Annotated in this window: 27 protein-coding genes, 2 tRNA genes and 1 pseudogene; 22 read left to right on the forward strand and 8 right to left on the reverse strand. The window is 40.9% G+C overall.

The window, feature by feature from the left end:
- The first annotated feature begins 57 nt into the window (after nt 1–57).
- From BLW16_RS21750 to BLW16_RS21810, 14 genes are all read left to right on the forward strand, one after another.
- On the forward strand, nt 58–822 hold the full coding sequence (locus BLW16_RS21750) for a response regulator transcription factor (protein WP_090559997.1): 765 nt from the start codon (nt 58–60) through the stop codon (nt 820–822).
- Between the two features lie 104 nt (nt 823–926).
- On the forward strand, nt 927–1,463 hold the full coding sequence (locus BLW16_RS21755; protein ID WP_090559998.1) for a pyridoxamine 5'-phosphate oxidase family protein: 537 nt from the start codon (nt 927–929) through the stop codon (nt 1,461–1,463).
- A gap of 56 nt (nt 1,464–1,519) precedes the next feature.
- Nucleotides 1,520–1,595, forward strand: a tRNA-Lys gene (locus BLW16_RS21760).
- A 584-nt stretch (nt 1,596–2,179) separates the two neighbouring features.
- Nucleotides 2,180–2,419, forward strand: coding sequence for a hypothetical protein (locus BLW16_RS21765; protein WP_090559999.1), 240 nt, complete (start codon nt 2,180–2,182; stop codon nt 2,417–2,419).
- An 11-nt stretch (nt 2,420–2,430) separates the two neighbouring features.
- Nucleotides 2,431–2,754: a hypothetical protein gene (locus BLW16_RS23790; protein ID WP_245735414.1), complete on the forward strand. Its 324-nt coding sequence runs from the start codon at nt 2,431–2,433 to the stop codon at nt 2,752–2,754.
- Nucleotides 2,755–2,804: 50 nt separating this feature from the next.
- On the forward strand, nt 2,805–3,020 hold the full coding sequence (locus BLW16_RS23795; protein WP_245735415.1) for a helix-turn-helix domain-containing protein: 216 nt from the start codon (nt 2,805–2,807) through the stop codon (nt 3,018–3,020).
- A gap of 384 nt (nt 3,021–3,404) precedes the next feature.
- Entirely contained in the window at nt 3,405–3,788 is a 384-nt protein-coding gene (locus tag BLW16_RS21775) for a hypothetical protein (RefSeq protein WP_090560000.1), read from the forward strand.
- Nucleotides 3,789–4,044: 256 nt separating this feature from the next.
- Nucleotides 4,045–4,827 carry an MbnP family protein gene (locus BLW16_RS21780; protein WP_090560001.1) on the forward strand — a complete coding sequence of 261 codons (783 nt, stop codon included), beginning with the start codon at nt 4,045–4,047 and terminating at the stop codon, nt 4,825–4,827.
- Between the two features lie 4 nt (nt 4,828–4,831).
- Entirely contained in the window at nt 4,832–5,917 is a 1,086-nt protein-coding gene (locus BLW16_RS21785; RefSeq protein WP_090560002.1) for a cytochrome-c peroxidase, read from the forward strand.
- A gap of 5 nt (nt 5,918–5,922) precedes the next feature.
- Nucleotides 5,923–6,777 (forward strand): MbnP family protein, encoded by an 855-nt coding sequence (locus BLW16_RS21790; protein ID WP_090560003.1) that lies wholly within the window; start codon nt 5,923–5,925, stop codon nt 6,775–6,777.
- Nucleotides 6,778–6,782: 5 nt separating this feature from the next.
- On the forward strand, nt 6,783–7,829 hold the full coding sequence (locus BLW16_RS21795; protein WP_090560004.1) for a cytochrome-c peroxidase: 1,047 nt from the start codon (nt 6,783–6,785) through the stop codon (nt 7,827–7,829).
- 2 nt (nt 7,830–7,831) lie between these two features.
- A complete protein-coding gene (locus BLW16_RS21800; RefSeq protein ID WP_090560005.1) occupies nt 7,832–8,758 on the forward strand; it encodes a transporter in 927 nt (308 codons plus the stop codon).
- A 733-nt stretch (nt 8,759–9,491) separates the two neighbouring features.
- Nucleotides 9,492–11,012 (forward strand): hypothetical protein, encoded by a 1,521-nt coding sequence (locus BLW16_RS23375; protein ID WP_175470680.1) that lies wholly within the window; start codon nt 9,492–9,494, stop codon nt 11,010–11,012.
- A 449-nt stretch (nt 11,013–11,461) separates the two neighbouring features.
- Complete coding sequence (locus tag BLW16_RS21810) at nt 11,462–12,376, forward strand: arginase family protein (RefSeq protein ID WP_090560006.1); 915 nt, start codon at nt 11,462–11,464, stop codon at nt 12,374–12,376.
- Here the strand turns inward: BLW16_RS21810 and BLW16_RS21815 are convergent.
- Both BLW16_RS21815 and BLW16_RS21825 read right to left on the reverse strand, forming a co-directional pair.
- Complete coding sequence (locus BLW16_RS21815; protein ID WP_090560007.1) at nt 12,362–12,649, reverse strand: hypothetical protein; 288 nt, start codon at nt 12,647–12,649, stop codon at nt 12,362–12,364. The genes BLW16_RS21810 and BLW16_RS21815 overlap by 15 nt on opposite strands.
- A 307-nt stretch (nt 12,650–12,956) precedes the next feature.
- Nucleotides 12,957–13,214, reverse strand: coding sequence for a DUF4974 domain-containing protein (locus BLW16_RS21825; protein ID WP_090560009.1), 258 nt, complete (start codon nt 13,212–13,214; stop codon nt 12,957–12,959).
- A gap of 219 nt (nt 13,215–13,433) precedes the next feature.
- Here BLW16_RS21825 and BLW16_RS21830 point away from each other — a divergent pair, with 219 nt between their 5' ends.
- The 3 genes and pseudogenes from BLW16_RS21830 (at nt 13,434) to BLW16_RS21840 (ending at nt 16,391) form a co-directional block, all read left to right on the forward strand.
- Nucleotides 13,434–14,000, forward strand: a complete 567-nt coding sequence (locus tag BLW16_RS21830) for a DUF4256 domain-containing protein (RefSeq protein ID WP_090560010.1) — start codon at nt 13,434–13,436, stop codon at nt 13,998–14,000.
- An 87-nt stretch (nt 14,001–14,087) separates the two neighbouring features.
- Nucleotides 14,088–15,766, forward strand: a pseudogene (locus tag BLW16_RS21835) (GMC oxidoreductase).
- A 10-nt stretch (nt 15,767–15,776) separates the two neighbouring features.
- Nucleotides 15,777–16,391 (forward strand): gluconate 2-dehydrogenase subunit 3 family protein, encoded by a 615-nt coding sequence (locus BLW16_RS21840; protein WP_090560011.1) that lies wholly within the window; start codon nt 15,777–15,779, stop codon nt 16,389–16,391.
- 161 nt (nt 16,392–16,552) lie between these two features.
- On the opposite strand, the gene BLW16_RS21845 is transcribed toward BLW16_RS21840, so the two are convergent.
- The 6 genes from BLW16_RS21845 to BLW16_RS21870 all read right to left on the reverse strand — a co-directional run bounded on the left by BLW16_RS21845 (nt 16,553) and on the right by BLW16_RS21870 (nt 21,702).
- Nucleotides 16,553–16,783 carry a hypothetical protein gene (locus BLW16_RS21845; RefSeq protein ID WP_090560012.1) on the reverse strand — a complete coding sequence of 77 codons (231 nt, stop codon included), beginning with the start codon at nt 16,781–16,783 and terminating at the stop codon, nt 16,553–16,555.
- Nucleotides 16,784–16,799: 16 nt separating this feature from the next.
- Nucleotides 16,800–17,141 carry a DUF3106 domain-containing protein gene (locus BLW16_RS21850; protein ID WP_217631621.1) on the reverse strand — a complete coding sequence of 114 codons (342 nt, stop codon included), beginning with the start codon at nt 17,139–17,141 and terminating at the stop codon, nt 16,800–16,802.
- Nucleotides 17,142–17,160: 19 nt separating this feature from the next.
- Nucleotides 17,161–17,730, reverse strand: a complete 570-nt coding sequence (locus tag BLW16_RS21855) for an RNA polymerase sigma factor (protein ID WP_245735416.1) — start codon at nt 17,728–17,730, stop codon at nt 17,161–17,163.
- Nucleotides 17,731–18,003: 273 nt separating this feature from the next.
- Nucleotides 18,004–18,696: a DUF4142 domain-containing protein gene (locus tag BLW16_RS21860; RefSeq protein WP_090560014.1), complete on the reverse strand. Its 693-nt coding sequence runs from the start codon at nt 18,694–18,696 to the stop codon at nt 18,004–18,006.
- A gap of 138 nt (nt 18,697–18,834) precedes the next feature.
- Entirely contained in the window at nt 18,835–20,496 is a 1,662-nt protein-coding gene (locus BLW16_RS21865) for a hypothetical protein (RefSeq protein WP_090560015.1), read from the reverse strand.
- Nucleotides 20,497–20,502: 6 nt separating this feature from the next.
- Nucleotides 20,503–21,702 carry a hypothetical protein gene (locus BLW16_RS21870; RefSeq protein ID WP_090560016.1) on the reverse strand — a complete coding sequence of 400 codons (1,200 nt, stop codon included), beginning with the start codon at nt 21,700–21,702 and terminating at the stop codon, nt 20,503–20,505.
- A gap of 281 nt (nt 21,703–21,983) precedes the next feature.
- Here BLW16_RS21870 and BLW16_RS21875 point away from each other — a divergent pair, with 281 nt between their 5' ends.
- The 5 genes from BLW16_RS21875 to BLW16_RS21895 all read left to right on the forward strand — a co-directional run bounded on the left by BLW16_RS21875 (nt 21,984) and on the right by BLW16_RS21895 (nt 24,210).
- Entirely contained in the window at nt 21,984–22,250 is a 267-nt protein-coding gene (locus BLW16_RS21875; protein ID WP_090560017.1) for a hypothetical protein, read from the forward strand.
- Nucleotides 22,251–22,619, forward strand: a complete 369-nt coding sequence (locus BLW16_RS21880; protein ID WP_090560018.1) for a VOC family protein — start codon at nt 22,251–22,253, stop codon at nt 22,617–22,619. It abuts the gene before it with no gap.
- Between the two features lie 9 nt (nt 22,620–22,628).
- Nucleotides 22,629–23,201 carry a DUF1349 domain-containing protein gene (locus BLW16_RS21885; RefSeq protein ID WP_217631622.1) on the forward strand — a complete coding sequence of 191 codons (573 nt, stop codon included), beginning with the start codon at nt 22,629–22,631 and terminating at the stop codon, nt 23,199–23,201.
- Nucleotides 23,202–23,421: 220 nt separating this feature from the next.
- Complete coding sequence (locus BLW16_RS21890) at nt 23,422–23,940, forward strand: cupin domain-containing protein (protein ID WP_090560019.1); 519 nt, start codon at nt 23,422–23,424, stop codon at nt 23,938–23,940.
- Between the two features lie 197 nt (nt 23,941–24,137).
- A tRNA-Lys gene (locus BLW16_RS21895) sits at nt 24,138–24,210 on the forward strand.
- Nucleotides 24,211–24,231: the final 21 nt, after the last annotated feature.

Consider the following 24,231-nt stretch of genomic DNA (forward strand, 5'->3'; position numbering starts at 1 on the left):
CTTAACAAAGATATATATACACCCTTTAAAGAGCAGTCAATACTGAACAATAACCAGATGGATATCGTAAATACATTGAGCGAAAAATTATTAAAGCAGGTTTTTAGCGATAACCAATCTAAGCTGCTGAGTCTGCCCCATTATCAATATACCGCATTGATGTATTCCCGGATAGAAAATTCGATAGCTGTATTGAGTGACATGAAATCAAATAAAAGCTATATATATAAGGGGAATGTGGCTAACGAGCTGGGACTGATGGGATCAGGCCTTTCAGAGGAGATAAATTCAATATGGGAGGATGAGATTTTTAGTAAGATTCATCCGGATGACCTTTTGGATAAACATCTGCTGGAGCTGCAGTTTTTCAATATGTTGAGAGGTATGCCAGTTTCAGAAAGGGTTCATTATCAGGTTAAGAGCAGAATAAGGATGTTTGATCAGACAGGAAAATATAAATTCATCAGGCACCGCATGTTCTATGTTTCCAGCTTACCCAACGGTAGTCTCTGGCTGGCCCTGTGCCTTTATAATTTTTCCGATGAGGAGTTTGCCGTTGAAAAACCTGAATGTAAAATTGTAAATTCTGCCACGGGTGAAATCATAAAATCTGACAATCAAAAATCAAACAATATTCTGTCTGTGCGGGAAAAGGAAATCTTACAACTGATCCGAAAAGGTAAGATGAGTAAAGAAATTGCTGATATAATCAAAATAAGTATAAATACAGTGAACAGGCACCGTCAGAATATTCTGGAAAAGCTGAGGGTAAATAATTCTCATGAAGCTTGCCGTATTGCAGAGTTAATGCACCTTATCTAAATCATTCAGCTTCATGCCCCTCCCCCGCTAAGGTTGTAAACAATTCATTAGAGAGGAAAACAAATAATCAGAATGAGTTGTAATGCATCCATAAAAATATATCTATGGACAGCATTAATCAAAATCAATCTGAACAAAATCACGAAAATCTGGATAGCGTATCCGCTATTGAGAAGATTAAAGAACTTACCGGAATAGCTAAAACCTGCTTCCTGTGCACAACCCCTACAGCAGAAGACTCCAATGGTACGCGGCCTATGAATGTGCAGGAAGTTGATGAGCAAGGCACATTATGGTTTCTGGTGGCCAATGACAGCCATACTTACCGGGACATCAGCCTGAATTCAGATGTGAAATTATATTTTCAGGGTTCACCGCACTCCGATTTCCTTTTTCTTGAAGGAATAGCAATACTCTCAGCAGATAAAGTCAGAATCAAGGAATTGTGGAATCCCATCATGAAGACATGGTTTACCGAAGGCGTAGATGATCACCGTATTGCTATTATAAAGGTTTCGCCTGCAACTGGTTATTACTGGGACAATAAGCATGGGAACGTCATCGCTGCCCTTAAAACTGTGATCGGTGCAGCGGTCGGTAAAACCCTTGATGATTCAATTGAAGGTGATATTAATGTTTAACTGAAAATGAATTTTTAAGTTCATTATTGTATATTCGTATCTTCAAATATAAAAACGACTCTGTAGCTCAGTTGGTAGAGCAATACACTCTTAATGTATGGGTCCTGGGTTCGAGCCCCAGCGGGGTCACCATATGGGACAAGCTTTAAAAATCATAGTTTGTCCCGTCATAATTCTCACCTAATATCTTGTTTAACAGAGGTATATAGAAAGCGCCTTCATTCAATTTAGGTGTTCGATAAGTCAATTTTATCGTCAATCAGTAATTCTCTACATTTTTGAGCTGTTTATCTACGGTATTAATTTCTTTTAGAAGATCATTTTTAACACCACAGAGTCCTTCGTTTTAAGTTTGTATTGGTTAGCCATCACCTTTGCATACATCCCCATCATGAAGGGCGGAGTAGAAAAATCCTTCATCAACTTAGTAAAATCATCATTCAAAAAGTCTGCAAGGAGGCGTTTACTTTATCTTTTTAAGAATCACTGTAGACGGGGTTCGTGCGGAAATGTTAGCTAGCAGAAATCGCGAACCGGAACGATGGAGTGCAAAAGCAGGTAAAGTAATTGGCACAAAGGGAGACGTCAAAACCTTGAATGCCTATTCTGGAAAATATAAAAGCTGAAGTTTATGTAGCCCATCGCTTTTAAATGCAGATTGGGCTGAAGTCACCGCTGATAGTGTTAAATGCAAAAATCTTGGTAAATCTAAAAGAATGCATACGATCTGCGAGGCCATTAAAATCCACAATGAAAACATGGCGGTATTGGTAGAAACGGAAGATTATGCGGAAAGAACATTAGAGAGATTTGATGTATTGGAAAGACATATCAAAGAATACCTGATTATCAAGTATAAGACAACTGATTGTATTGCAACCAAATCAACTACAAAAGACACCAAATCGGCAACAACCCTACAAATTAGTAATTCTAACTTTGTTTCATTAGTTTAGAAAATTTAAGAATGGAAAAAGTATTTTTTAAAAATAGAGCTTGGGATGTATATTTTGATTATTCCGTTAACGAAGCCTTGCATCTTTCTGCAAGGGAAGCAAAGGATATGCAGGATCTGTTTTGTAAAATAGAACAGGAATGCGAACATATCGATGCCATAACGCAGGAGATCGTATGGTCGCAAATTGAGTTAATGCTAAACTATTGCAATCGCTTTTACCAACGACAATTCATAACCCGAAAATCAGTCAATAGCAACGTTTTAAAACAGCTTGATCAATTGCTAAATGATTATTTGATAAAGATAAAGCGGTGCACAGGGGCCTTCCTGTAGTAGCAGACCTGGCGGATCAATTAAAAGTTTCACAAAGGTATCTAATTGACATGACCCGCACTTTAACCGGCCAGAATACACAACAGCTCATTCACGAAAAACTTATTATAAAGGCGAAAGAAAGGTTGTCAACCACCAATCTTTCGGTTAGCGAAATTGCCTATGAATTGGGCTTTGAGCATTCACAAAGTTTCAATAAGCTTTTTAAAGATAAAACGAATACAACACCTTTAGAATTTCGCGCTTCTTTTAATTATCGCCTGTGAGGCAACAACTGATTCGGTGGATTTATGCAAATTCCATGTGTCGTGTGAGATCAATACTTCGGTGAATTTTTTAAGCTGTCGGATTTCAGCCTCATTTCGGATATGGTCTTTGTCGTAGATATCTTTGAGCAGTAATACGCTCAGCTGACGATCTATCAAATCCCATAGATATCTAAAAAATTTTCATCATTACCGTCGGGGTGATGTTCGAGATAATAATTAAGATGCCGTTGATAAAATTCTTCAATGCGTTCTTGGCTGATTGCGAAAATTCTTTTAAACAAATGCTTTAGAAAATCTTTACGGCTCCAAGATATAGCATCTACGGTCTTATAAAATATTAAAGCATTGGAGAATTACGTATTTTAATTACCTTTGCGGCAAATGATCAACCGTTTAATTGCTATTACCCTACTTTTAGCATTGGTAAGCACTAACTTATCACGGTTTTTCATTTATGCTGAATTTAAAGCTAATCAAAAATACATTGCTGCTGCACTTTGCGAAAACAGAGACAAACCACAAATGCATTGTAATGGTAAATGTTACCTGATGAAAAAGCTTAAAGAGGCGGAAGAAAAAGAAAAAAAGCAGGAAGAGGCTAACCAGAAAAAAGGCGGACAGGATGCTTTTATCCTAAGCAGTCCATTGGTAGTTTCGTTCTACGAATTTACGCCTAAAAAGAAAAAGCCAGCTTTCATTTCTTTCCAGCTTCCTAAAATTAGTTCAGAAATACTTCATCCACCACCTGCCAAGGTTTTTTCGTAATCACAGACTTATAACATGTAATCAGGTAATTTATATTCCGATAAATGGAATTGTATTGTTTGACTGTAATTTTATGTTCTAGCTGTTTTTAGAAAATTGTATTTAAGTATTGCAACATACAAGAGTCTGTTGTAACCATTATCAATTATCAAAATTTGCATAACCTACATTATCGTAAAGTTGTGCGCCTATTAATTTTTTTGAATCGGTCGTCATTATTGATGATGTTTCATTACCATACATTATACACTTAAAAATGAAAAAATTACTATCTATCATAGGTTTAACTGCTTTACTATTTACTTCATGCTCAAAAGACAATGATACTATTCTGGTAGAAGCAGAGGGCAAAGCAACTGTTTCTTTTGATGCCGTTTTCGGATCTCAGGATTTCGCATTGAATAAAGATCTAACTTCTGGAACAAAGACCTTTAACTTCACCAGATTCAGATACTGGGTGAGTAATGTAATCCTTGTAAACAGTAAAGGGGAAGAATACAAAGTACCTAATTCTTACTTTTTAGTAGAGGAAACCGCTGCGGTTCCTGTTCAGGACGGGGTTTTTACCTACCCGGCTACTAAACGTGAAGATGTGGTGTTGTCAAATATTCCATTGGGAGATTACAAAACTATCAAATTCTCTATCGGTGTAGATCAGAAATACAATGACAATTTAAGTCTGCAAACAGGTGAACTTTCTCAGTTAAACGGGATGACAAATGTTTCCTGGATGTGGATGACCAGCTATATTTTTTCTTCTGTTGGCGGTAAAGTAACGGAAAATGGCACCTCAAAAACTTTATTGGTAGAGACTGGCCTAAATGCAAATTATAAAACCGTAACACTTGATTTGCCTCAGGCTGTTAAAATCAGTTCCGCGAAAGATACAAAGATCGCTTTGAATGCTGATGTAGAAAAAACCATCGATGGTGTGGATGTGTTGACCAATCCTGTTGTTAGCGCTTCAAAAGCAGCTATAATGACCGCGGTAGCAACCAACTATTCAACAAAAGTATTTTCGGTAAAATCAGTAAACTAATTCAATGACAGGTAAGATCGCATATTTGCGTATTACTGTCTGTATTCTTTTACTGACTGCCGTATCATCCTGTAAAAAGGATGTTCCGCTGGAAGAACTTAATCCGGTACCTCATGCTGTAAAGCTAGAGGTACCGGATAACTTCCCGGCTGCTGAAAAGGATCTGGACAACCCTTTGACTGCTGAAGGTATTGAACTCGGCAGGTTGCTTTTCTATGATGTGAGACTATCTGGAAACAACAGGATTTCCTGTGCCTCTTGCCACCGTCAGGATCTTGCTTTTACTGATGGAGTAGCTTTGAGTACGATTGGTATTTCTGGGAAAATGTTAGACAGGCATGCTCCGGCACTGTTTAATCTGGCATGGGCAAAAACCGGACTGTTCTGGGATGGTGGTTCAAAGAACCTTGAATCTCAGGCGTTTGGGCCTTTAACTAGTGCAGACGAGATGCATCAGGATCTTTTGGTATTAGAGGCTGAACTGAAACACATTCCTGATTATGTAACACGGTTTAAGCAGGTTTTTAATGAGGATATTAAATCTGCAAATGTGGTTAAGGCATTAGCCCAATTCCAACGTACGCTGATTTCTGGTACTTCCAGATACGATAAATACAAAAGAACTGAAGTTGGCGCCAGTCTTACCGCTATTGAATTGCAGGGAATGAACCTGGTAAATAGCAAGTGTAAAGCTTGCCATAGCGGTGAACTGTTTACGGATGATGGTTACCATAACAATGGCATTGACGCAAGTTTCAGTGATGAGCATGAAGGCATTTTTCAGGGACGTTTTCGGGTGAGTTTTAATCCGAACGATATTGGTAAATTCAAGACCCCTTCACTAAGAAATGTGTTGCTTACCGCTCCTTATATGCATGACGGCAGATTTAAAACAATTGACGAAGTATTAGATCATTATCAGTTTGGGATTCAAATCTCTTCGACTACAGATCAGTTACTTTATCAGCATCTGGGGCAAGGAGGTATTCCTCTATCACAAACAGAAAGGAAAGCCATTATTGCCTTTCTGGGTGCGCTTACCGATCATGAATTTATTACCAATAAAAAAATTAATAACCCTAATCCATAATCAAAATGAATATAAATGGAAAAAATTTAAAATCAATGCTGTTGCTTAGTTTCATGCTAGTACTTGCTGCTTGTTCTAAAAAAGACGACCCTACGCCAGACTTTCAAGAAGAAAACCTTGCGCCACTTTCAGTTGAGTTTGACAGTATTGTTGGGGAGAGGACATTAGCTTTTGACAATACAGGTAGTCCTTACAAAAATGCAGCTGGCGAGGCCTTTACCGTATCGAGAATTCAGTATTTTATCAGCAACATTAAGGCAACCACTGCGTCTGGAAATACCTATACCGTAAAACAGGACAGTAGTTATTTCTTGATTAAAGGTGATGACAAAGCAACCCGTTTTGCGAAGGTCAGAGTGCCTGAAGGCGATTATACGAATTTAACTTTCACGTTGGGTATAGATAGTTTACGCAGTACCATGCCGATTGACAAACGTAAAGGTGTACTTGATCCGGCAGCGGGTGGTGGTATGGAAGATGGCGGCATGTATTGGGGATGGAACAGCGGATACATCTTCTTTAAATTTGAAGGTAATTCGAATGTCATTTCAGATGATGTAAATGGGGATCCTACAGGTAAGAAACAGATGAAATATCATATTGGCTTTTTTGGCGGCTACAGTGCCCCAACATTGAATAACATAAAAGTGATAAATGTTGATTTAAGGACAGCGGGAATAGCCAAAGTGAGGAAAGACCGTCAGAGTAATATCCACCTTTTTGTAGATCTGATGAAGGTATTTAATGGTAAAAATGCTTTTAAAATAGCGGAGAAACCGAATGTGATGTTCGACGATTTTAGTGCTAAAATTGCAGCCAATTTCCAGGAAATGTTTAGGCACGACCATACTGAAAATTAAGTAACATGAACAGAAAACACTGGATCGTATGGTGTGTTTTTGGCCTTTTTATATTGGCCTGTAAGAAAGACAACCCGATCAAAGAAGAGATAGAGAAGTTTCTTGGCTTTCAGAAGCCAGCTAACTTTCCTGAGCCTGTGTATAAGTTAGCCAATAATCCCGTTACCAAAGAAGGGTTTGAACTGGGGCGGGCTTTGTTCTATGAGCCCAGACTTTCGCGTAACAATACCATCAGCTGTGGTTCGTGTCATATCCAGTCATCCGCATTTACGCAGCATGGACACGATGTGAGCCACGGGATTGATGACCGACTGGGAAAAAGAAATTCACCGCCAATTATGAACCTGGCCTGGAATAAGGCCTTTATGTGGGGAGGTGGCATTTTTGATCTTGATCTGCAACCGATCACGCCAATCACTACCCATGAAGAAATGGACGAGAATCTTGAAAATGTATTGAACAAGATCCGGGCACTGCCTAAGTATACAGCCCTGTTTAAAGATGCTTTTGGAACAGAAGAAGTAACAACGGCATGTTTCATGAAAGCCTTGTCTCAATTTATGGTAATGTGCGTAAGCAGCAATTCCAAATACGACAAGGTGATGCGTAAGGAAGCTGATGCAACCTTTACGGCCGATGAGCAGGCAGGTTATGTGCTGTTTACAGAAAAGTGTGCCTCTTGTCATTCCGAGCCTTTATTCACCGATGGATCTTTCCGTAACAATGGTTTAGGTATCAGTGCTATCAATGACAAAGGTTTATATGGTGCTACGCTGATCGAGACAGATAGATATAAGTTTAAAGTACCATCACTAAGGAACTTGCAATATACTGCGCCTTATATGCACGATGGGAGGTTTTTATCGCTGGCTGGTGTGCTGGAGCATTACAATTCAGAAGTTCAGACTACACCTAATTTAGATCCACTATTGAACCAAAATGGAAAACTCGGTATAGCGCTAAATGAAAATCAAAAAGCAAAACTCACTGCCTTTCTGAATACCCTGAATGACACGGACTTTGTCAATAATAAGATACTATCAGAACAATAGATATGAAGAAGAAAATAATGATTACGGTAGTCCTAATTATGATTGGCATACCAGCTACCCGAGCATGTGATATTTGCGGTTGTGGTGTTGGGAGCTATTACTTGGGAATTTTACCGGAATACAATAAACGCTTTCTGGGCATGCGCTACCAATACAAAAGCCTGCGTACCCACTTGGGGCCAATCGGAGAACGTACTCCAATAACAGCGGATGAAACTTACCAGAGTGCAGAACTTTGGGGAGGCTGGAATTTTGGAAACAGATTTAGGGTACTGGCTTTTGTACCTTACAATTTTAACAAGCGGGAGAGCCAGACTGGAAATGGTACAAAGACAGGTTTGGGAGACATTGCAGTAATGGCATACTATAAATTATTCGACCACAAAGGTAATTTGGGTGAACGATTATTGGTTCAGTCTTTATGGATCGGTGGAGGAATTAAGGTGCCTACCGGGAAGTATGAGCCTTCCGAGCGTTTGGCCGTAAGCGAGTCTCCAAATAATTTCCAGTTGGGAACCGCCAGTACAGATTTCACACTTAATGTGGCTTATGACATCCGTTACAATGATATGGGAATCAATACCAATGTTAATTATAAAATCAATACCGAAAATAAATACGATTACCGTTACGGAAATAAATTCACATCTAATGTGTTGGCGTACTACAAATTAAGGATAGCAAATAAAGTAACCTTAGCACCAAATATTGGCTTGTTATATGAAACTGCGGCTAAAGATGTGGAAAGTGAAAAATATGACGTAGCGATATCAGGTGGGTATTCTTTATCTGCCGTTGGCGGTGTCGAGGTTGCAATGAAGGGACTCTCTTTCGGTGTAAATTATCAAAATGTACGTTCGCAGGATCTTGCAGGAGGTAGAGCACATGCAGGAAACCGTGTAATGGTTCACATTTCTTTACCTTTTTAGAAATAAAACTTATGACAAAATATATTTATATCGCATTGATTTTTGTGTAAGCAGTATATGCAATTTTCCCTCCAACAGTGACAGCTAAATTCAACACGCAGATACAGCAACATGTTTGCGAATTTGAGTCTGGTCCATGAAACTTTCAAATAAGCGGTCGAAAAAAAGCTTTAACGTCTGATGAAAAACAGGGCTTGGTGTTAGAAATGATCAAGAAAATCAGCCATCGTCAAGACTGTGGATGTGTAAACTTGCCATAAATACCCTGTTGTGTGTTGAGGGCCTGGGATCCTCATGATTCTGATCCCATTTCGATTCCTTTAAATCTCCAATATGGCTACAAATAGAATCTGTAATCATCACTTTATAATAAATATTTATTATTTAAACAATATTTTATTTCTATGATATGCGTATGTATAGCCTAAAATTTATGTAAAAAGAAATTTGAACTTGTCATAATACAGCAAATAAAAAATACAACCGAAGGTTGTAAAAATTATAATAATCACACTAAATTATCACATAATAGTCTATGTGATAATTTATTGCTACTACTGTCCCTAATATATAAACCAGCGTGATTGTGACAACAGTAACAATATTAGCATAACACATAATAAGATTATCGATAAACAGTTAACACTTTTTAGTTTATAACTTTTTTTTTACAATTAAATTTGCAAATTTTATAAAATCTCCTATTTTTGCTTTTAAATAAACATTAAATACTATGAAAAAATATCTATCTGTTTATGGCAAAATATTGTCATCGAAAACGAAATTGTACAATTTCCTGAAAACGAGTACTGCAACGGGGCTCTTATTATTAACAGTACTTTCTTCCTGTAAGAAAACCGGAAACGAAAAATTTCAGTCCGATAGCCAGTCAGCTAATTCAAAAGTCAACCTGGCGGTTCTGGAAACTAATCCTAACGTTAGTTTGACCAAACCAATTACCATAGGCTATTATCCAAGCTGGACTGAAGGATGGCTTAATGAAGATGGAAAAAGTCCATTTACAACTTTACCAACTACTGTAACCCACGTATTCTTAGCTTTTGGCAAGCCTAACCTGAAGTACGTAAAAGGCTCTTACAATATTACAACTGCAAATACTGGCCTGGAGTGTTACAGTAGTCCAGATGGTGGACTAATGTTGAAACGTGCTGTCGGAATCCTCAAACAACGCGGTATATCTGTAATTTTATCTTTAGGGGGAGAAACCTACTGGCGGACACAGGAGAACTTCGACAATATTAACTATCAGCAGATAAAGGATCTGGTAGACGATATCGGCTTTGCAGGTATTGACTGGGATTTCGAGCCAAATGGTAGTTTCAGCGAATCAGGGAATGCAGTCAATGTAGCCCGTCTAACAAAATACATCACCGAATCCAGGAAATTAATGCCAAAATCAGCAGGGTATATCATTGCTACCGCACCTGCAGGGGCAGGAGCATTGGGTGGCCTGAACAATGATGATACGGCCTCTCCTTTTGCTTACAGTAAACGTAATACAGTAACAGGTGAATCCGATAGTTACTTGTACAGTGCCACGGATGGTACAAAAAGTATCAGTTTATTTGGCTTCAGCGCAACAGGTGCAATGATCCCTGTAATTAAAGCTGCCGGGGATAAACTGGATATTATTGCCTATCAGGCTTATAATACTGGCGCAGCTCCTAACCGTAAACTCATGTACGATTCATATGCTTATTATGCCAACACCTATGGTTTTAAATTAGCACATGGTACTCATGTTCCTAACGAACCATGGGGGCCCTATTTTGAGCATACACCACAGTTTGAAGCCGATCTTGCAAAATACATCCATGATGGTGGTTCACAAAAAAGAGCAGGTAAAAATGACGGTATCATGATCTGGAATCTTTCCTTGTTATCTGCAAAAGGAACTAACTATACTGGTATAACTTACCTGAATGTAGCCAACAAAGTTTTAAACGGACAGACTACGTCTGCAGCACTGGCAAGCGCATTTGATTATGCAGGCCAGTCACCAACTATACCAACTACACCAACAAATCCTACTCCTCCTGCCAACCCTACTAATCCGAGTACAGGAGGTTGTGGAATAGCTGCTTATAATGCAACAAAAGCTTATCCAACTGTAGGCACCAAGGTTTTTTATAACAGAAAAATATACAAGAACAAGTGGTATGTTAATCCTAACCAGGTGCCTGAAGCAGAACAATGGGGCCCATGGGAATTTGTACAGAACTGTACTAATTAATCCCTTTCAACCTATCAGGATTTTATATTCTGATAGGTTTTTTTATGTTCTATGAATCCGACTTTTTCCAATCCCCTTGTCCACATCCGGGGATATTTGTGGGCGGAGGACAAGCGAATGCATAAGGTGTTTGGGAGCCGGGTGATTCGGTAACGGTAATAGTGAGACCTTCTAGGCATGACCGTGTCCAGGAACATAAACATCCTAAGCATGAACAATGCTGGTAAAGGGCAGGAAACCCAGGAAAATTAAAATGTTAAATAATTTATTCATTGAAAATTTATAAATAACTATATTAAATTCTACAAAATAGAGAACTGTACCAGTTTACCATTATTCCTGGTCTAGTTACCAGATCGTCAGTCTATTGATGTAACTGCCTTAGAAATGTAAGCGATGGATCCAAACATTGCTTTTACACCAAGCGTCAAAATATTATTTGCAATTGTATGAGAAACCCTATTTGCATATTGGAATTCCCTTCTAACCTTGGTTTGAAAGAGCCCTGTGCCGGACGGGAACCTGGCGTAAAAAAATTACCAGACTTTTTAAGAAAGCATCACTTTCATTCATCGTTAAACCCAAGCAGCATTCTTAACCTTGCCCCGCCACCTTATAGCATGAGCCTTGATGAAATTTCTGGCGTAAGAAATGCCGGCCAAATTTCGGAATATGCCGAAGAACAATCTCTAATATTAGAAAGGGTGCTTTCCGAAAACAACTTCCCGATTGTAATTGGCGGTGATTGCAGCATTTTAATCGGCAATTCATTGGCATTAAAAAAAACAGGTGAGTTTGCATTATTTTTTCTCGATGGGCACACAGATTTTATGTGGCCATCCCTATCGCATACGGGTGGAGCTGCAGGAATGGATTTGGCAATAGTAACTGGCTATGGGCATAACAAACTCACAGATATTAGTGGGGAGAAACCCTATTTTAAAGAACAGAATGTTTGGTGTGTTGGAAACAGAGACTATGAGGAATGGTATGTTAAAGCAATAGCGGATTCAGGTATAAATTATGTTGACCTTAATTTACTGAGGCAAAAAGGAATTGGAAAATGTATTTCTGATTTTCTACAAATGGTTAGGGATAAAAATTTAAATGGTTTTTGGATCCATATCGACGTTGATGTTTTGAATGATCATATCATGCCTGCGGTTGATAGCCGCCAACCAGATGGACTGGAATATACCGAGTTTAATGAAATGTTGACTTTACTATTATCTGATACAAAAGCTATAGGTTTAGAAATTACGATATTAGATCCGGACCTCGACCCCCTTGGTATATACACTAAGAATTTTGTAGCTAATTTTTGTGGTACGGTCAATTCAATCCAAAATTTACATGAACAATAATACGAGTTGCTCCCACTCCTCATCCAGAGATAGATCCGGACGTGTCCGCTGTGCCTTCCCGTACCAGTAATCGGCATTCCAGATATCTCCTTCCTTGCGGTGCAGGTAAGCATGGACGTGTGCTGACGAGCGGTCATTCAAATGGTCTACCTGCTGATGCGCATTATTCCAATCACCTTTACCGTCATACCAAAGTGCCTTTAATTGCGCAGATAGATCCGCACCCGGGCTTTCGTTTTTTAAAGAGTCTTTAAATTCCTGTAAGTCTTTCATTGAACGTCTTGTTTCTGATTACTGTTTAAGATTTGCCTAATTTAACGATAACGTTTTTTATTGGGATATTTATTTACCGGTTTTTGTTTGCTTCTCCGGCTGAAAAGCGAAAGAACAGCTTCAATGGTGGTGCGAAAAAGATTTATAAAATTATTTTAACAGCTGCACAATATTTAAAGCCATTTTACGCTTTAGTATATGAGAGCGTTAATTTAGATAAGCGGAAGTGGCCATTCTTGGTCATTTCCGCTTTTTTTATATACTTCGTGCGGAACCGGAATATCTCCCTGTTTCCGAATTTTACCGGTCAATGATCCACTCCCCTGTTGATGGCCCTGAATACTGTCATCCTTTCTTCCGATTTCTGGTGTTTTTTGAAGCTTATTTTAACATTATACCACCTTTGCAGGGTCTGCAAAATCTCGACGAGCGTTGCTTCCCGGAAAATCAGCCTGGATTCTGCTTCTTCTGCCAAGTGCTCATCTCTGACATACTTCAGGGCATAGTGGTAAAGCTTCACAAAATACCTGTCGAATAAAGTATTGAAAGCTTTCAGGTTGTTCATTGAACACTCCTGCAATAATTGCTTAAAATAAGGGATATTCCATATCAATGGATGAATATATTTTCAGCAAAACTAGAGCCCGCTTCATTTTTCGATTAGTCTAGTATTAAGTATTTATTATGAAATTAACACCAGAGCGAATTACTTGCGGGATTTGGAAAATTGCGGAATTCATAAGTAAATTGCATAAAAAACTTAACCACATTCCTGAGCAGCCATATGAACAGCAATAAAAAGGAGTTGTCGCCTGAACAACGTGAAGCACTAATCGGCATATTGAAATCCCGTTTTGAGAAAAACATGAACCGTCATAAAGATCTGGAATGGGTTAAAGTGCGGGCAAAACTGGAAGCCGGTACTGAAAAAATTTGGTCTCTAAGTCAAATGGAGAGCAGCGGCGGTGAGCCTGATGTGGTGAGTTTTGATCAGAATACCGGCGAATACGTTTTTTACGATTGCTCAGCAGAAAGCCCTGCTGGCCGCAGAAGTGGTTGTTACGACATCGAAGGGCTGGAATCAAGGAAAGAACACCGGCCTAGAAATAACGCCATTGATATGGCTGCCGCGATGGGCATCGCGCTTTTATCGGAAGAAGAATACCGGGCCTTGCAGAAACTTGGAAAATTTGATGCAAAAACGTCAAGCTGGATAAAGACACCTGCTGATATCAGAAAACTTGGAGGTGCCCTCTTCGCTGATTTTCGCTATGGTACTGTTTTCGTGTATCACAACGGCGCCCAGTCCTATTATGCTGCGAGAGCATTCCGGGGTTCACTGAAGGTTTGATTTCCGCTGGCTAAAACGTTTGCTGTTTGGTAAATAAATGATACATTAGGATATCAATCCAGGTATAAACCTTATCAACCAAAAAACATGGTAGAAAACACGTACGATGCAATCGTTATAGGATCAGGTATCAGCGGCGGCTGGGCAGCCAAAGAATTAACCGGCAAAGGCTTAAAAACGCTGATGCTTGAAAGAGGCAGAAATTACGAACATATTAAGGATTATAAATACGGAACCAAACAACCATGGGAAGCTGAACACCGGGGCAGCACTACAAAAGAGCAGCAGGTCAAGTACCCGGTAATTCATCGTGGTTGGGCGGCAAATGAGGCCGTAATGGAATGCTGGGTAAACGAGCAGGATAGTCCTTATACGGAAATAAAGCCTTTTACCTGGTGGCGCAGTTACCAGTTGGGCGGCCGCTCTACTTTATGGGGAAGACAAAGCTACCGCTGGAGTGACTTTGATTTTGAAGCCAACGCCAAGGAAGGCTGGGCTATAGACTGGCCTATCCGGTACAAAGATATTTCGCCATGGTATGATTATGTAGAGAAATTTGCAGGCATCAGTGGCGCCATGGACGACCTGGCACATTTACCGGATGGTCATTTTCTGCCACCGGTAAGCATGAACATCGTAGAAAAAGATGTGGCCAGCCGTCTGAAAAAATACTACAAGGATCAGCGGCATCTGATCAACGGACGCGTAGCTAATTTAACAGCAGCGATCCCCGGACGTACCAGATGCCAGTTCAGGGACCGCTGCTGGGAAGGTTGTCCCTTTGGAGGCTATTTCAGTACGCAGTCTTCTACCCTGCCGGCAGCCATGGACACAGGCAACCTAACTGTCAGGCCATGGAGCATCGTTACCCGCATCATCTATGATAAGGATAAAAAGAAGGCTACAGGAGTCGAAATCCTGGATGCGCAGACAAACCAGACCTATCGCTATCATGCAAAAATTATCTTCCTGAATGCTTCGAGCCTCAACTCTGCCTGGGTATTGATGAATTCGGCCACAGATGTATGGGAAGGTGGTTTAGGAAGCAGCAGCGGAGAACTGGGGCATAATATTATGGATCATCATTACAATTTGGGTGCCTCCGGAACTATTGAAGGTTTCGAAGACCATTACATATACGGACGGAGGCCGACAGGGTTTTACATTCCGAGGTTTACCAATCTTTATGGCGATAAAAGAGATTTTTCGCGCGGTTTTGGTTATCAGGGTAGTGCCAGCCGCGACTCCTGGAGCAGGGAGATCGCAGAACTGAACATCGGGGGTGAATTTAAAGATACCCTGAGCAAACCCGGCAACTGGAACATCGGAATGACCGGATTCGGCGAAATTCTCCCTTATCATGAAAATAAGATCACCCTGGATGCAAATAGAAAAGACAAATGGGGCTTACCGGTTTTGTCTATGGACGCAGAGCTGAAGGACAATGAAAAGAAGATGCGCAGTGCCATTACAATGGAAGCGGCAAATATGCTGGATGTTGCAGGCGTAAAAAACATACGTACATGGGATAGCGGACACGCCATGGGCCATGGAATACATGAGATGGGAAGCGCCAGAATGGGGCTCGACCCTAAAACCTCAGTGCTCAATAAGCATAACCAGGTGTGGGATGCCCTAACGTTTTTGTAACCGATGGTGCCTGTATGACTTCATCAGCATGTGTAAACCCCTCACTGACCTATATGGCGCTTACCGCCAGGGCCTGCGACTTTGCCTTTAATGAATTAAAAAGCGGTAATCTTTAATTATTAACTTATGGACAGAAGAACAGCAATTTCAAGGGTGGCCATGATATTGGGAAGCACTATCATAGGTGCTGATTTATTTATAAGTGGTTGTACAAATGAACACCCTGCACAGGTTCAGGCGCTACTTACTGACGCTCAGGTCAGTTATCTAAACGAAGTAGGCGAAACTATCCTTCCTAAAACCGCTGCCTCGGACGGTGCTAAAGCCGCAAATGTGGGTGCCTTTATGAAGATTATGGTTAGAGATTGTTATTCTCCTGAAGACCGCCAAATATTCTTTGATGGATTGGATGCCCTGGAGCAGCGCTGTAAAAAAACACTGGGTAAAGGGTTTTTAAGCAGCAGTCTGGAGGAAAGGCAAAAGTTATTAATCACCCTGGACGCCGAAGTAAAAGACGGCAAAAAAAGAAATGACCTGCTACAGCAGAAAGAAGCTGAAAGGCAAAAATCCTCACAGGCAGGCGGCAAGCCCAATTACCTTAAAAAAACGCCGCCCACACCTTATTTTGCGATGATCAAACAACTTACATTATTGGGTTACTTCACCTCAGAGATCGGATATAAGAGCATAGGTTATGTTTCTGTACCGGGACGGTATGATGGGAACGTGACGAAGTCATAAGCTGCAGGCGCAGTGCATCCGGCTTATCTCCGGCTTGTTTCTGGCTTGCTCTATGCTTATGAGTCCGAGTATCCTACAAGACAGGTACTACCTACCTCGGACCCACAAGCATAGATGAAGCCAGAACGAGACCATAAAGCATTATAAATGGCAGATAAAGATTATAAATGGTAGACGAAGGATTCCATTGGCTCGCAGTGAAAGCCCTCAGTTTTTAGCAGCTCACAGATCAGCTGCGGCTGTAAATCTGTACTGACTACCCTCAGGATATTGTCACAATCATCCAGATCAAAATTACATTGGGTAACCGGCGGCAATGCCTTTAGTAATGACAACAGCTTCCCAACATGTTTTTGTTTGTCAACGCTTGTTTTAAATATGATAAGGTGCATCCCGGGTTCTTTAAAATTAGCTATTTTCTGTGTCGTGCTTTGTCCAGCCGCACATTTTGTTTTTCATCTCTTCTTTAAAGTGCTGTCTTTCTTCTGGCGTCATGCCCCTGAAACGGTCTGCCATTTTATGGCGTGACCATGGGCCTCTTCCACTGCCCTTTCCAAATCCGAACAGGAGCTTGCATAAAATAAAGATGCCCATAGCCTGCCAGTAAGTAATAGTGCCCACATGGAGTATTTCCGGAAGTAAATTATTCCACAATATCATTACCACGTAACTAACCAGGGCCAGCAAGGCTGCGATACCGAAAGGAATAAGAAAAAACTTTTTTCTGTTTCTATTGAATGTAGATTTCATTTGACTAAGTGTGTTTTAGTTAATATTCTGTGATCTCCTGGTAAAGCTGTTTTAAACGTTTACGGAGATGGAGTACTGCATAGCGCTTACGGGACACCAGGGTGTTGAATTTGACACCGGTTTTCTCGGAGATCTCTTCAAATGAAAGGTCCTCCAGTTCCTGCCATACAAAAACAGCCTTCTGTTCCGGAGGTAATTCATCAAGTGCAAGGAAAAGCTGTTCCCAGAAAAGGTTACGCAGATAGGCAGTTTCAGGGGTGGTCACTTCGATCATCAGCATACTGATCAGATCAGCTGTATCATCATTATCCTCCGCCTTATAAAGATCATCAAGCAGCCTTTCGCCATGTTTTTTGTGTTTATCCAGGATTTTGTTTTTAGCTACGCGATATAACCATGCACTGGTTTGTTCAATAGGCTGGGCATTGATCACATTGCTGAACTGGTACCATACATCCTGCAATATATCTTCTGCATCCGCATCGCTTTTTACCTGCTTACGAATAAAACCCATCAAGCTCTTACCATATGCTTTAATAGTTTCTATAATGTAACTGTTCTGGTCTTTGGGCATCAACGCGGCTTTCAAAATATGGATTGTTTACTGATAAAGACGACTATGGCGGCGAAACATTTTAATTTTTTTTACTTTCTTCTGAAGAATGTGATATTTGCCTCTAGTTATATCTTTGGATAACGGACGTAAGTAACTCATTAAATGGCGTTAATGCAATATTATTTATAAATAACAAGGCCTCAGCAAAATTAATTGTTAAGGCCTTTTGGTATAACTATACGGAGAACCAACGCCGGTTTCGGGTTCAATTGGCTTAAGAATGTACAGGAGAATGGATTTGAAAGCCTATTTTAAAGACTCCAGTTCCTGCAATCGTGTTTTTAACAACGGTAAGTATTTATTTGAAAGAGCAGCAATTCCGGGATCTTTAAATTTAGAGCCTCCGTCAAATATTCTGATTGCATCGCGGTGCTCCTTCTGGATCATCTTTTTATAAAGTTCATCAAATTGTGTATCCGTTGCTTTGTTCAGTTTGTCCAGTTTGCCGGTGAGCTCATCACTTGCAGACTGATCTAAATCTACTACAGCCATGTCTCTGGAAATTGATAAAGACTTCAGGTCTTCTCCTATCCTGTTCTGCTCAAGCACAATCCTGGAAGCATATTCTTTAATCCCGGAATTTTTAGACCTGGATGTGGCCAGCTGGCTTAACTGTGTTTCAGTGATTTTGCTGACAGATGCCAGCCGGATAAATTTCTGTGTTTCAAAAGCCAGGGCTGAGTTGGTCTTTGTATCGTTAGGAGACGGACTGGGGCCTGTAGAATTGGCTGTAGAGCGAATCCCGGGTGGCGGTTCACCTAAATACCCTCCTCTGGGTGTTCCCGGTGTATTTGATGTTCCAACTATGGTGGGGGCTGTAAATCTACTAATACTATCATTTCCGGCAGTGTTGCCTCCCGCAGTTGAAAACATGCTGCTGCAAGACTGTACCAGAGCGGTTACGGCCACCAGCAGAATTATAAAACCAAAACTTTTCATGAGGTTAATTGCATATCCAAGCCTCTATCAAACACCATGCTACAATTATGATAATGACAGGCGGGCTATAGCCGCAATGTTGTTTATAATTATTGCCTTTATTCATCCTTCTAATGATGAATAAAGGCAATCCTGTTTTTATTTGATATCTGCGTCGAAAGCGGTATTCAGTATCTGCCCTTCGCGTTTAGTCTGTATAAATATCCTGTACTTACCCGGTTGTGGAAAGGTATAGGGGAAACTGATTTCCTGCATATCATGTGCGCCTGTTGTTTCCACAGGATGTTCCATGCCGGCCATCAGGATCTCATTTCGATCTTTTTCATCCATCGTATCCAGGCGGTTTACCAGATGGTTCACGCTGTCTGCAAATACTGAAGGGTTGGGTAAGTATTCATTTAAAGGCTGATGGAATGCTATCCTGTCCAGTAATGCTTTTTGTGAACCCATAGAATAACTGCCTGCGGGATGCAGGTGTATGTATACGCTGCCATCATCCTTGAGGATCACCGCATGTGCGGCCATCCCTAAATAAGGCTCCAGTTTGGCCCGCTTCCTGTTCTTGTCCAGTATTTCAAATCTGAGCATCGTCAACTCGCCTGATCTGATCGTCTGTCCTGCGGTTTGCAGCCATACTGCCGAGGAACCGTCCGGCAATTTGGCTTCTATTCCGGATGACCCGCATAATACCGAGGGCCGCGTGCTTGCAGGCATATTGCCTCCGTTAAGCGGATTGGTAACAAAGTAGCTGTCATCCTTGTTGGATGATATCTTTAACTCCGGCCGGTTGCTCACCAGATGAAATGTATGCTCCGGTATATCCAGTGTATCCACAATAGTTTCTGCAAAACCACTCAGGCGGGTAATGTCCGCATAAACCCAGTACCTTCCGGCAGGCAGATCAGGCATTGCGGCTATAAAAGTCAGGGAATCAAGTCTGCGTGGGTGTAAGTGCGCAAAGGCATTCAGTTCACCTGAACGTACTAAAAACAGGTGCATCAGTTTACCGTGGTCCGGTACGATGTAATTCATTTTCCTGGTAAGGTCCATCCGCTTTGCGTTTCCAATCTTTCTCAGCGAGGCGGTATCAATCGTCAGTCTGAGTGTACCGTTGCTGGCATCCAATGTGGTAGTTGCCTGAAGGGGCCTGTACAGATACCTTGTATACTCATCTGCGGCAGAGTTCCACCAGCTTCTTCCTCCCCATAAAATCAATCCCAACACTACGATAGCTGTAACCACGCCGGAGATTTGCCGTCTTCGCAATTTAGTAGTAAATTTTTCACCGGGATTTAGTAAGCTGTCACTTACGCTGGAACCGATGATCGTTACCATCAGGATCAGTAAAAAGACAGCCATGGCCAGCAATGCCCAGCCTAAGCCAGGGGGCATATTACGCTTGCCAGTGGAGACAGCCATCACAGGAATTACGGCTATACCTTTGCCCCTGGCGCCATTTACCGTGACCTGAACGCTGGATGTACCGGTAGTCATGAGCCATAGTTTCAGTTCATAACGCCCGGATTCTGTAGCGGATGGCACAGCAACATCAGCCTTTGGCGAACCATCTGCCCCAGAAAGCCAATAGACAGGTCTTGCACTGATATTGATGTTCTTATCAGCACCTTCCAGATACACCGTTACCAGCGCTGTGCCTGGAATTACATCTGGCGGAGTAATGTTTACCAGTAGTTTATACGGCCCCGCATCCCCCTCAAACGTTACTCCCGGGCTGCCAACATGCCCGTAACCAGTTACAGCAGTAAACAGCAGGCTTAAAAATAATATGCTCTTTTTCATGTTTGTTTACCGTTTTATAGATTTCATCCACCTGCCCCATCTGAATCCCACTGATGATGATACTATCGTGATGACTATCGCAATGCCAATACCTTTTATAAAAACTGCAGTTGTTTCCAGGTCTGAAGGCTTGAAAACATACCTGTACGGATAGTCAGGATCAGTACCGAAGTACCAGGAGCGGCTGCCGAAGATCCAGTTTCGCGCATAGGTGCTCATCAGGAAATCGCCAAAGGGCCATTGAAATACCAAAAATATCACACTGAACAGGATCCCTATGTATATTGCTTTTACAAAATCACCTTTATCCCGCATACGCTGGTTAACCAGATCAATGGCGATGGCCGGAAAAATAAGCAGCAAAGGGAAATCGAAGTTTTGATAATGTGTTACATGGTTCAATACCGGTCCTAATTTAGGTTCTGCGGGGAATAATGGAAGGATCCATACCAGAAGGATTAAAAGGACAGAAAAAACGATGGTCATACCTGTGGCTCCCCATTTACCGGCAGAAGCCCGGGATGCGGCAACCATAAATAATGGGAATAACGCTCCGCTAATCTGGTAAAAAAGGCTTTTGTGCATACTATTTCTGGACAGGTATTCATTCGCGAAGAAAAATACCATGATCAGCAGAAATCCAAACGAGAGGTTAAAACACTGGTTGATGATATCTCTGGTACTCGGTGATGCGTCGGTTGCCCTGTTTTGAAATGCCAGTACACTAACAATGGCACCAAACTGTATGGTGATCATACCAACTGCCAAAATACTGTGCGGAGGCGAAAGCACTTTAACATCGAGCCCAAAGGTATTGTGCCACCAATCGTCAAATGGAGCAGATGTGATCATTGCGAATGCCCCCCATATACAGAATAATGCACCAAGCGATCCATAAAATATGCCCCAGAAATGAACAGCCGACTGTTTTTCAACCGCTTTGGATGCAAACGTAAGGCGAAGGACATGATAGCCGGAGAATACCCCGGCGATCACTGCCCCCAGATACATAAACATATGCGGAGGGGCAAACAGCCCGTCACGCCCGATGGTCATATGCCAGGAAAGATCCCAGATCAGTCCCCCGGTGATACTCAATGACGAAAATACCACGGCGTAAATGTAGACAGGTAAAGAACTTTCTGCTGTTACACCTGTAGCAATCTTTTCTTCCTTTGAAGGCTGTGATATGGTTATTGTTTCCATTAGAATTTGATTATATGCATAGATTGGTTGAGTTCGAGATATGCGTCTGTATGATAAATGATTGATTAAAATGAAATTTTATAAAGATATTTTTATAGTTAAAATCAATAAATAAACGAAAATATTATTGCTATATTTTTATTAAGTTATAATTTATGTTGATTTGACGCTGTCTTCCTGTAGATTCTTCTAAGAATTAATAGTGCAGGAACGGGTTTATCAATTTTCTTACAAAGCCCTGCCGATAATTCTTGTTCCGCTAAAATCACTAGCTTTACGAAATGGAAAATGAACGCAGCAATCCCTACACCCAATTTAATGTAGGGATTCTTGAAAATTGGAAAGCTAATGGCGTAAAATATATTAAGCTGGTAGAGCTGGAAACAGATCTTCCGGTTAAGTTCTTCGAGCTGATTCCAGATTCAGAGATCCCGGATGCTGAAGAAACCATTTATCCTATTGAATCTGACGATATTACCGAGTTGCTGGAGCCGCTCGCCAAAGTCAAATTCCTTGTACATGATATTTATCTTGATGAGGAGTTTTAAATGAGTGCGCAGAATATCAATTTTAAAAGAATAAATCATGTGATGATCACTGTTCCTGAAGGTACGCAGCTACAGGCGAGAGAATTTTATGGAGATGTCATGGAACTTGAAGAGATCAGTGGGGAACATCCGCGGGCTGCGCTCTGGTTTAAGATAGGTGATATAGAATTACATGTCAGACAAGAGCCTGCCGGTCCTTTGTCTGACAGGCACCCGGCTTTTGAAGTTGAAAGCCTTGATGCAGCAAAGCTGTTTTTGCAAAAAAAGGGAGTAGCTATTGCATATTCTTCGGAGATCGACGGCCGGCAGCGCTGTTTCTTTCGTGATCCCTTCGGCAACCGTTTTGAATTACTTGAACATCTTAAATAGTATTTGCCCATGAGCTCCTCACTTGATTTTTCACAGTCCCGGATGAAGTGGTTTAATGAACCGGATAAATCTTTCGCACAGGGATGTAAATTACACATGACAGTAAATCCTGATACAGATTACTGGCGTATTACACATTATGGTTTTATCCGTGACAATGGCCCCTATTTTTATATGGAACAAGCCGGAGCTTTTGAAGCCAGTGTAAAGATCAGCGGTAAGTATAAAGAACTATTTCACCAGGCCGGGTTAATGGTTCGTATTGATGATAAAAACTGGATAAAGACCGGAATTGAATATGTGGATGGCGTACAGAACGTCAGTGCTGTAGTTACCCGTGAGGTTTCTGACTGGTCGGTAATACCGAGGCATGACAGCCCAAAATCTATGTGGTTAAAGTTACTACGTAAAAGTGATTTCGTGGAGATTAAGTACTCTTTTGACGGCGTAAAATTTGATATGCTGCGGTTGGCCTATTTCCCTCCGGAAGTGAAAGCAATGATCGGAGTGGTTGCAGCGGCGCCTGGTAAACAATCTTTTGATGTAATATTCGAAGATTTTAAAGTTGAACCTGTTATATAAAGTATCTGCCCACCCGGAAATATTTCTCTTCCCAGTATAATCTATAATATCCTGTATATCAGATAGTAAATAGATGTTATCCCTCCTCTTAGTGCATATATCATATGCTGGTCATGCAGTACTTATGTAAAAAAATCGTATAATGATATTAGATATTGAATATTTGCGTTTAGATATTGTAAAATAGAAATAACTTCAACAATAAAAATTTAAACTAACAATGGAAGAAAATAAACCACAAAGTGCTGCCCGCTGGATTGAGAAACTGAAATTACAGCCACATCCGGAAGGCGGTTATTATAATGAACTTTACCGTTCTCAGCTGAAGGTATCAAGATGGTCATCTGTCTCTGTTTCAGTATACAATGCCTGTACCTCTATTTACTATTTGCTTGAAGGAAATGACTATTCCAGCTTTCACCGCCTCGCTTCGGATGAAATCTGGTATTTCCACAAAGGAGCTCCCCTGCTCATTCATATGATCGATAATAATGGAGTTTATACGACGCAGGAACTTTCAGATACGTCAACAGGAACCCTGTCATTTTTGATTGAAGCAGGGATCTGGTTTGCCGCTGAGATTCCATCCGGAACTGATTTTACATTGGTTAGTTGTGTAGTCGCCCCGGGCTTCGAGTTTAAAGAATTTGAAATGGCAGATAAGCAAGAATTAATCGGTCGCTATCCTCAGCACGAGGTGATTCTGAATAAATTATGCAGGGAACGCAACGAAGCTTAACGGCATAGCTATTGACGAAGCAGCTATGGTGAAAGAAATTGCTGATATCATAGCTGCATGAGTGATCTAAGGACGATGATTCAGGGTGTTTTTAGCATTTTAAAAGGATATCTGAATCTTTTTTAGATTTATTTTCAGATTTAATTGCAACATAATATTTAATTTCTATCTTTGCACCTCCTTAAACGAAAGGAATTGATTCCGTAGCTCAGCTGGTAGAGCATTACACTTTTAATGTAGTGGTCCTGGGTTCGAATCCCAGCGGGATCACAAGAAACAATATCAAAGAGA

It is taken from the genome of Pedobacter hartonius (assembly GCF_900107535.1).
In the GTDB taxonomy this organism is placed as follows: Bacteria; Bacteroidota; Bacteroidia; order Sphingobacteriales; family Sphingobacteriaceae; genus Pedobacter; species Pedobacter hartonius.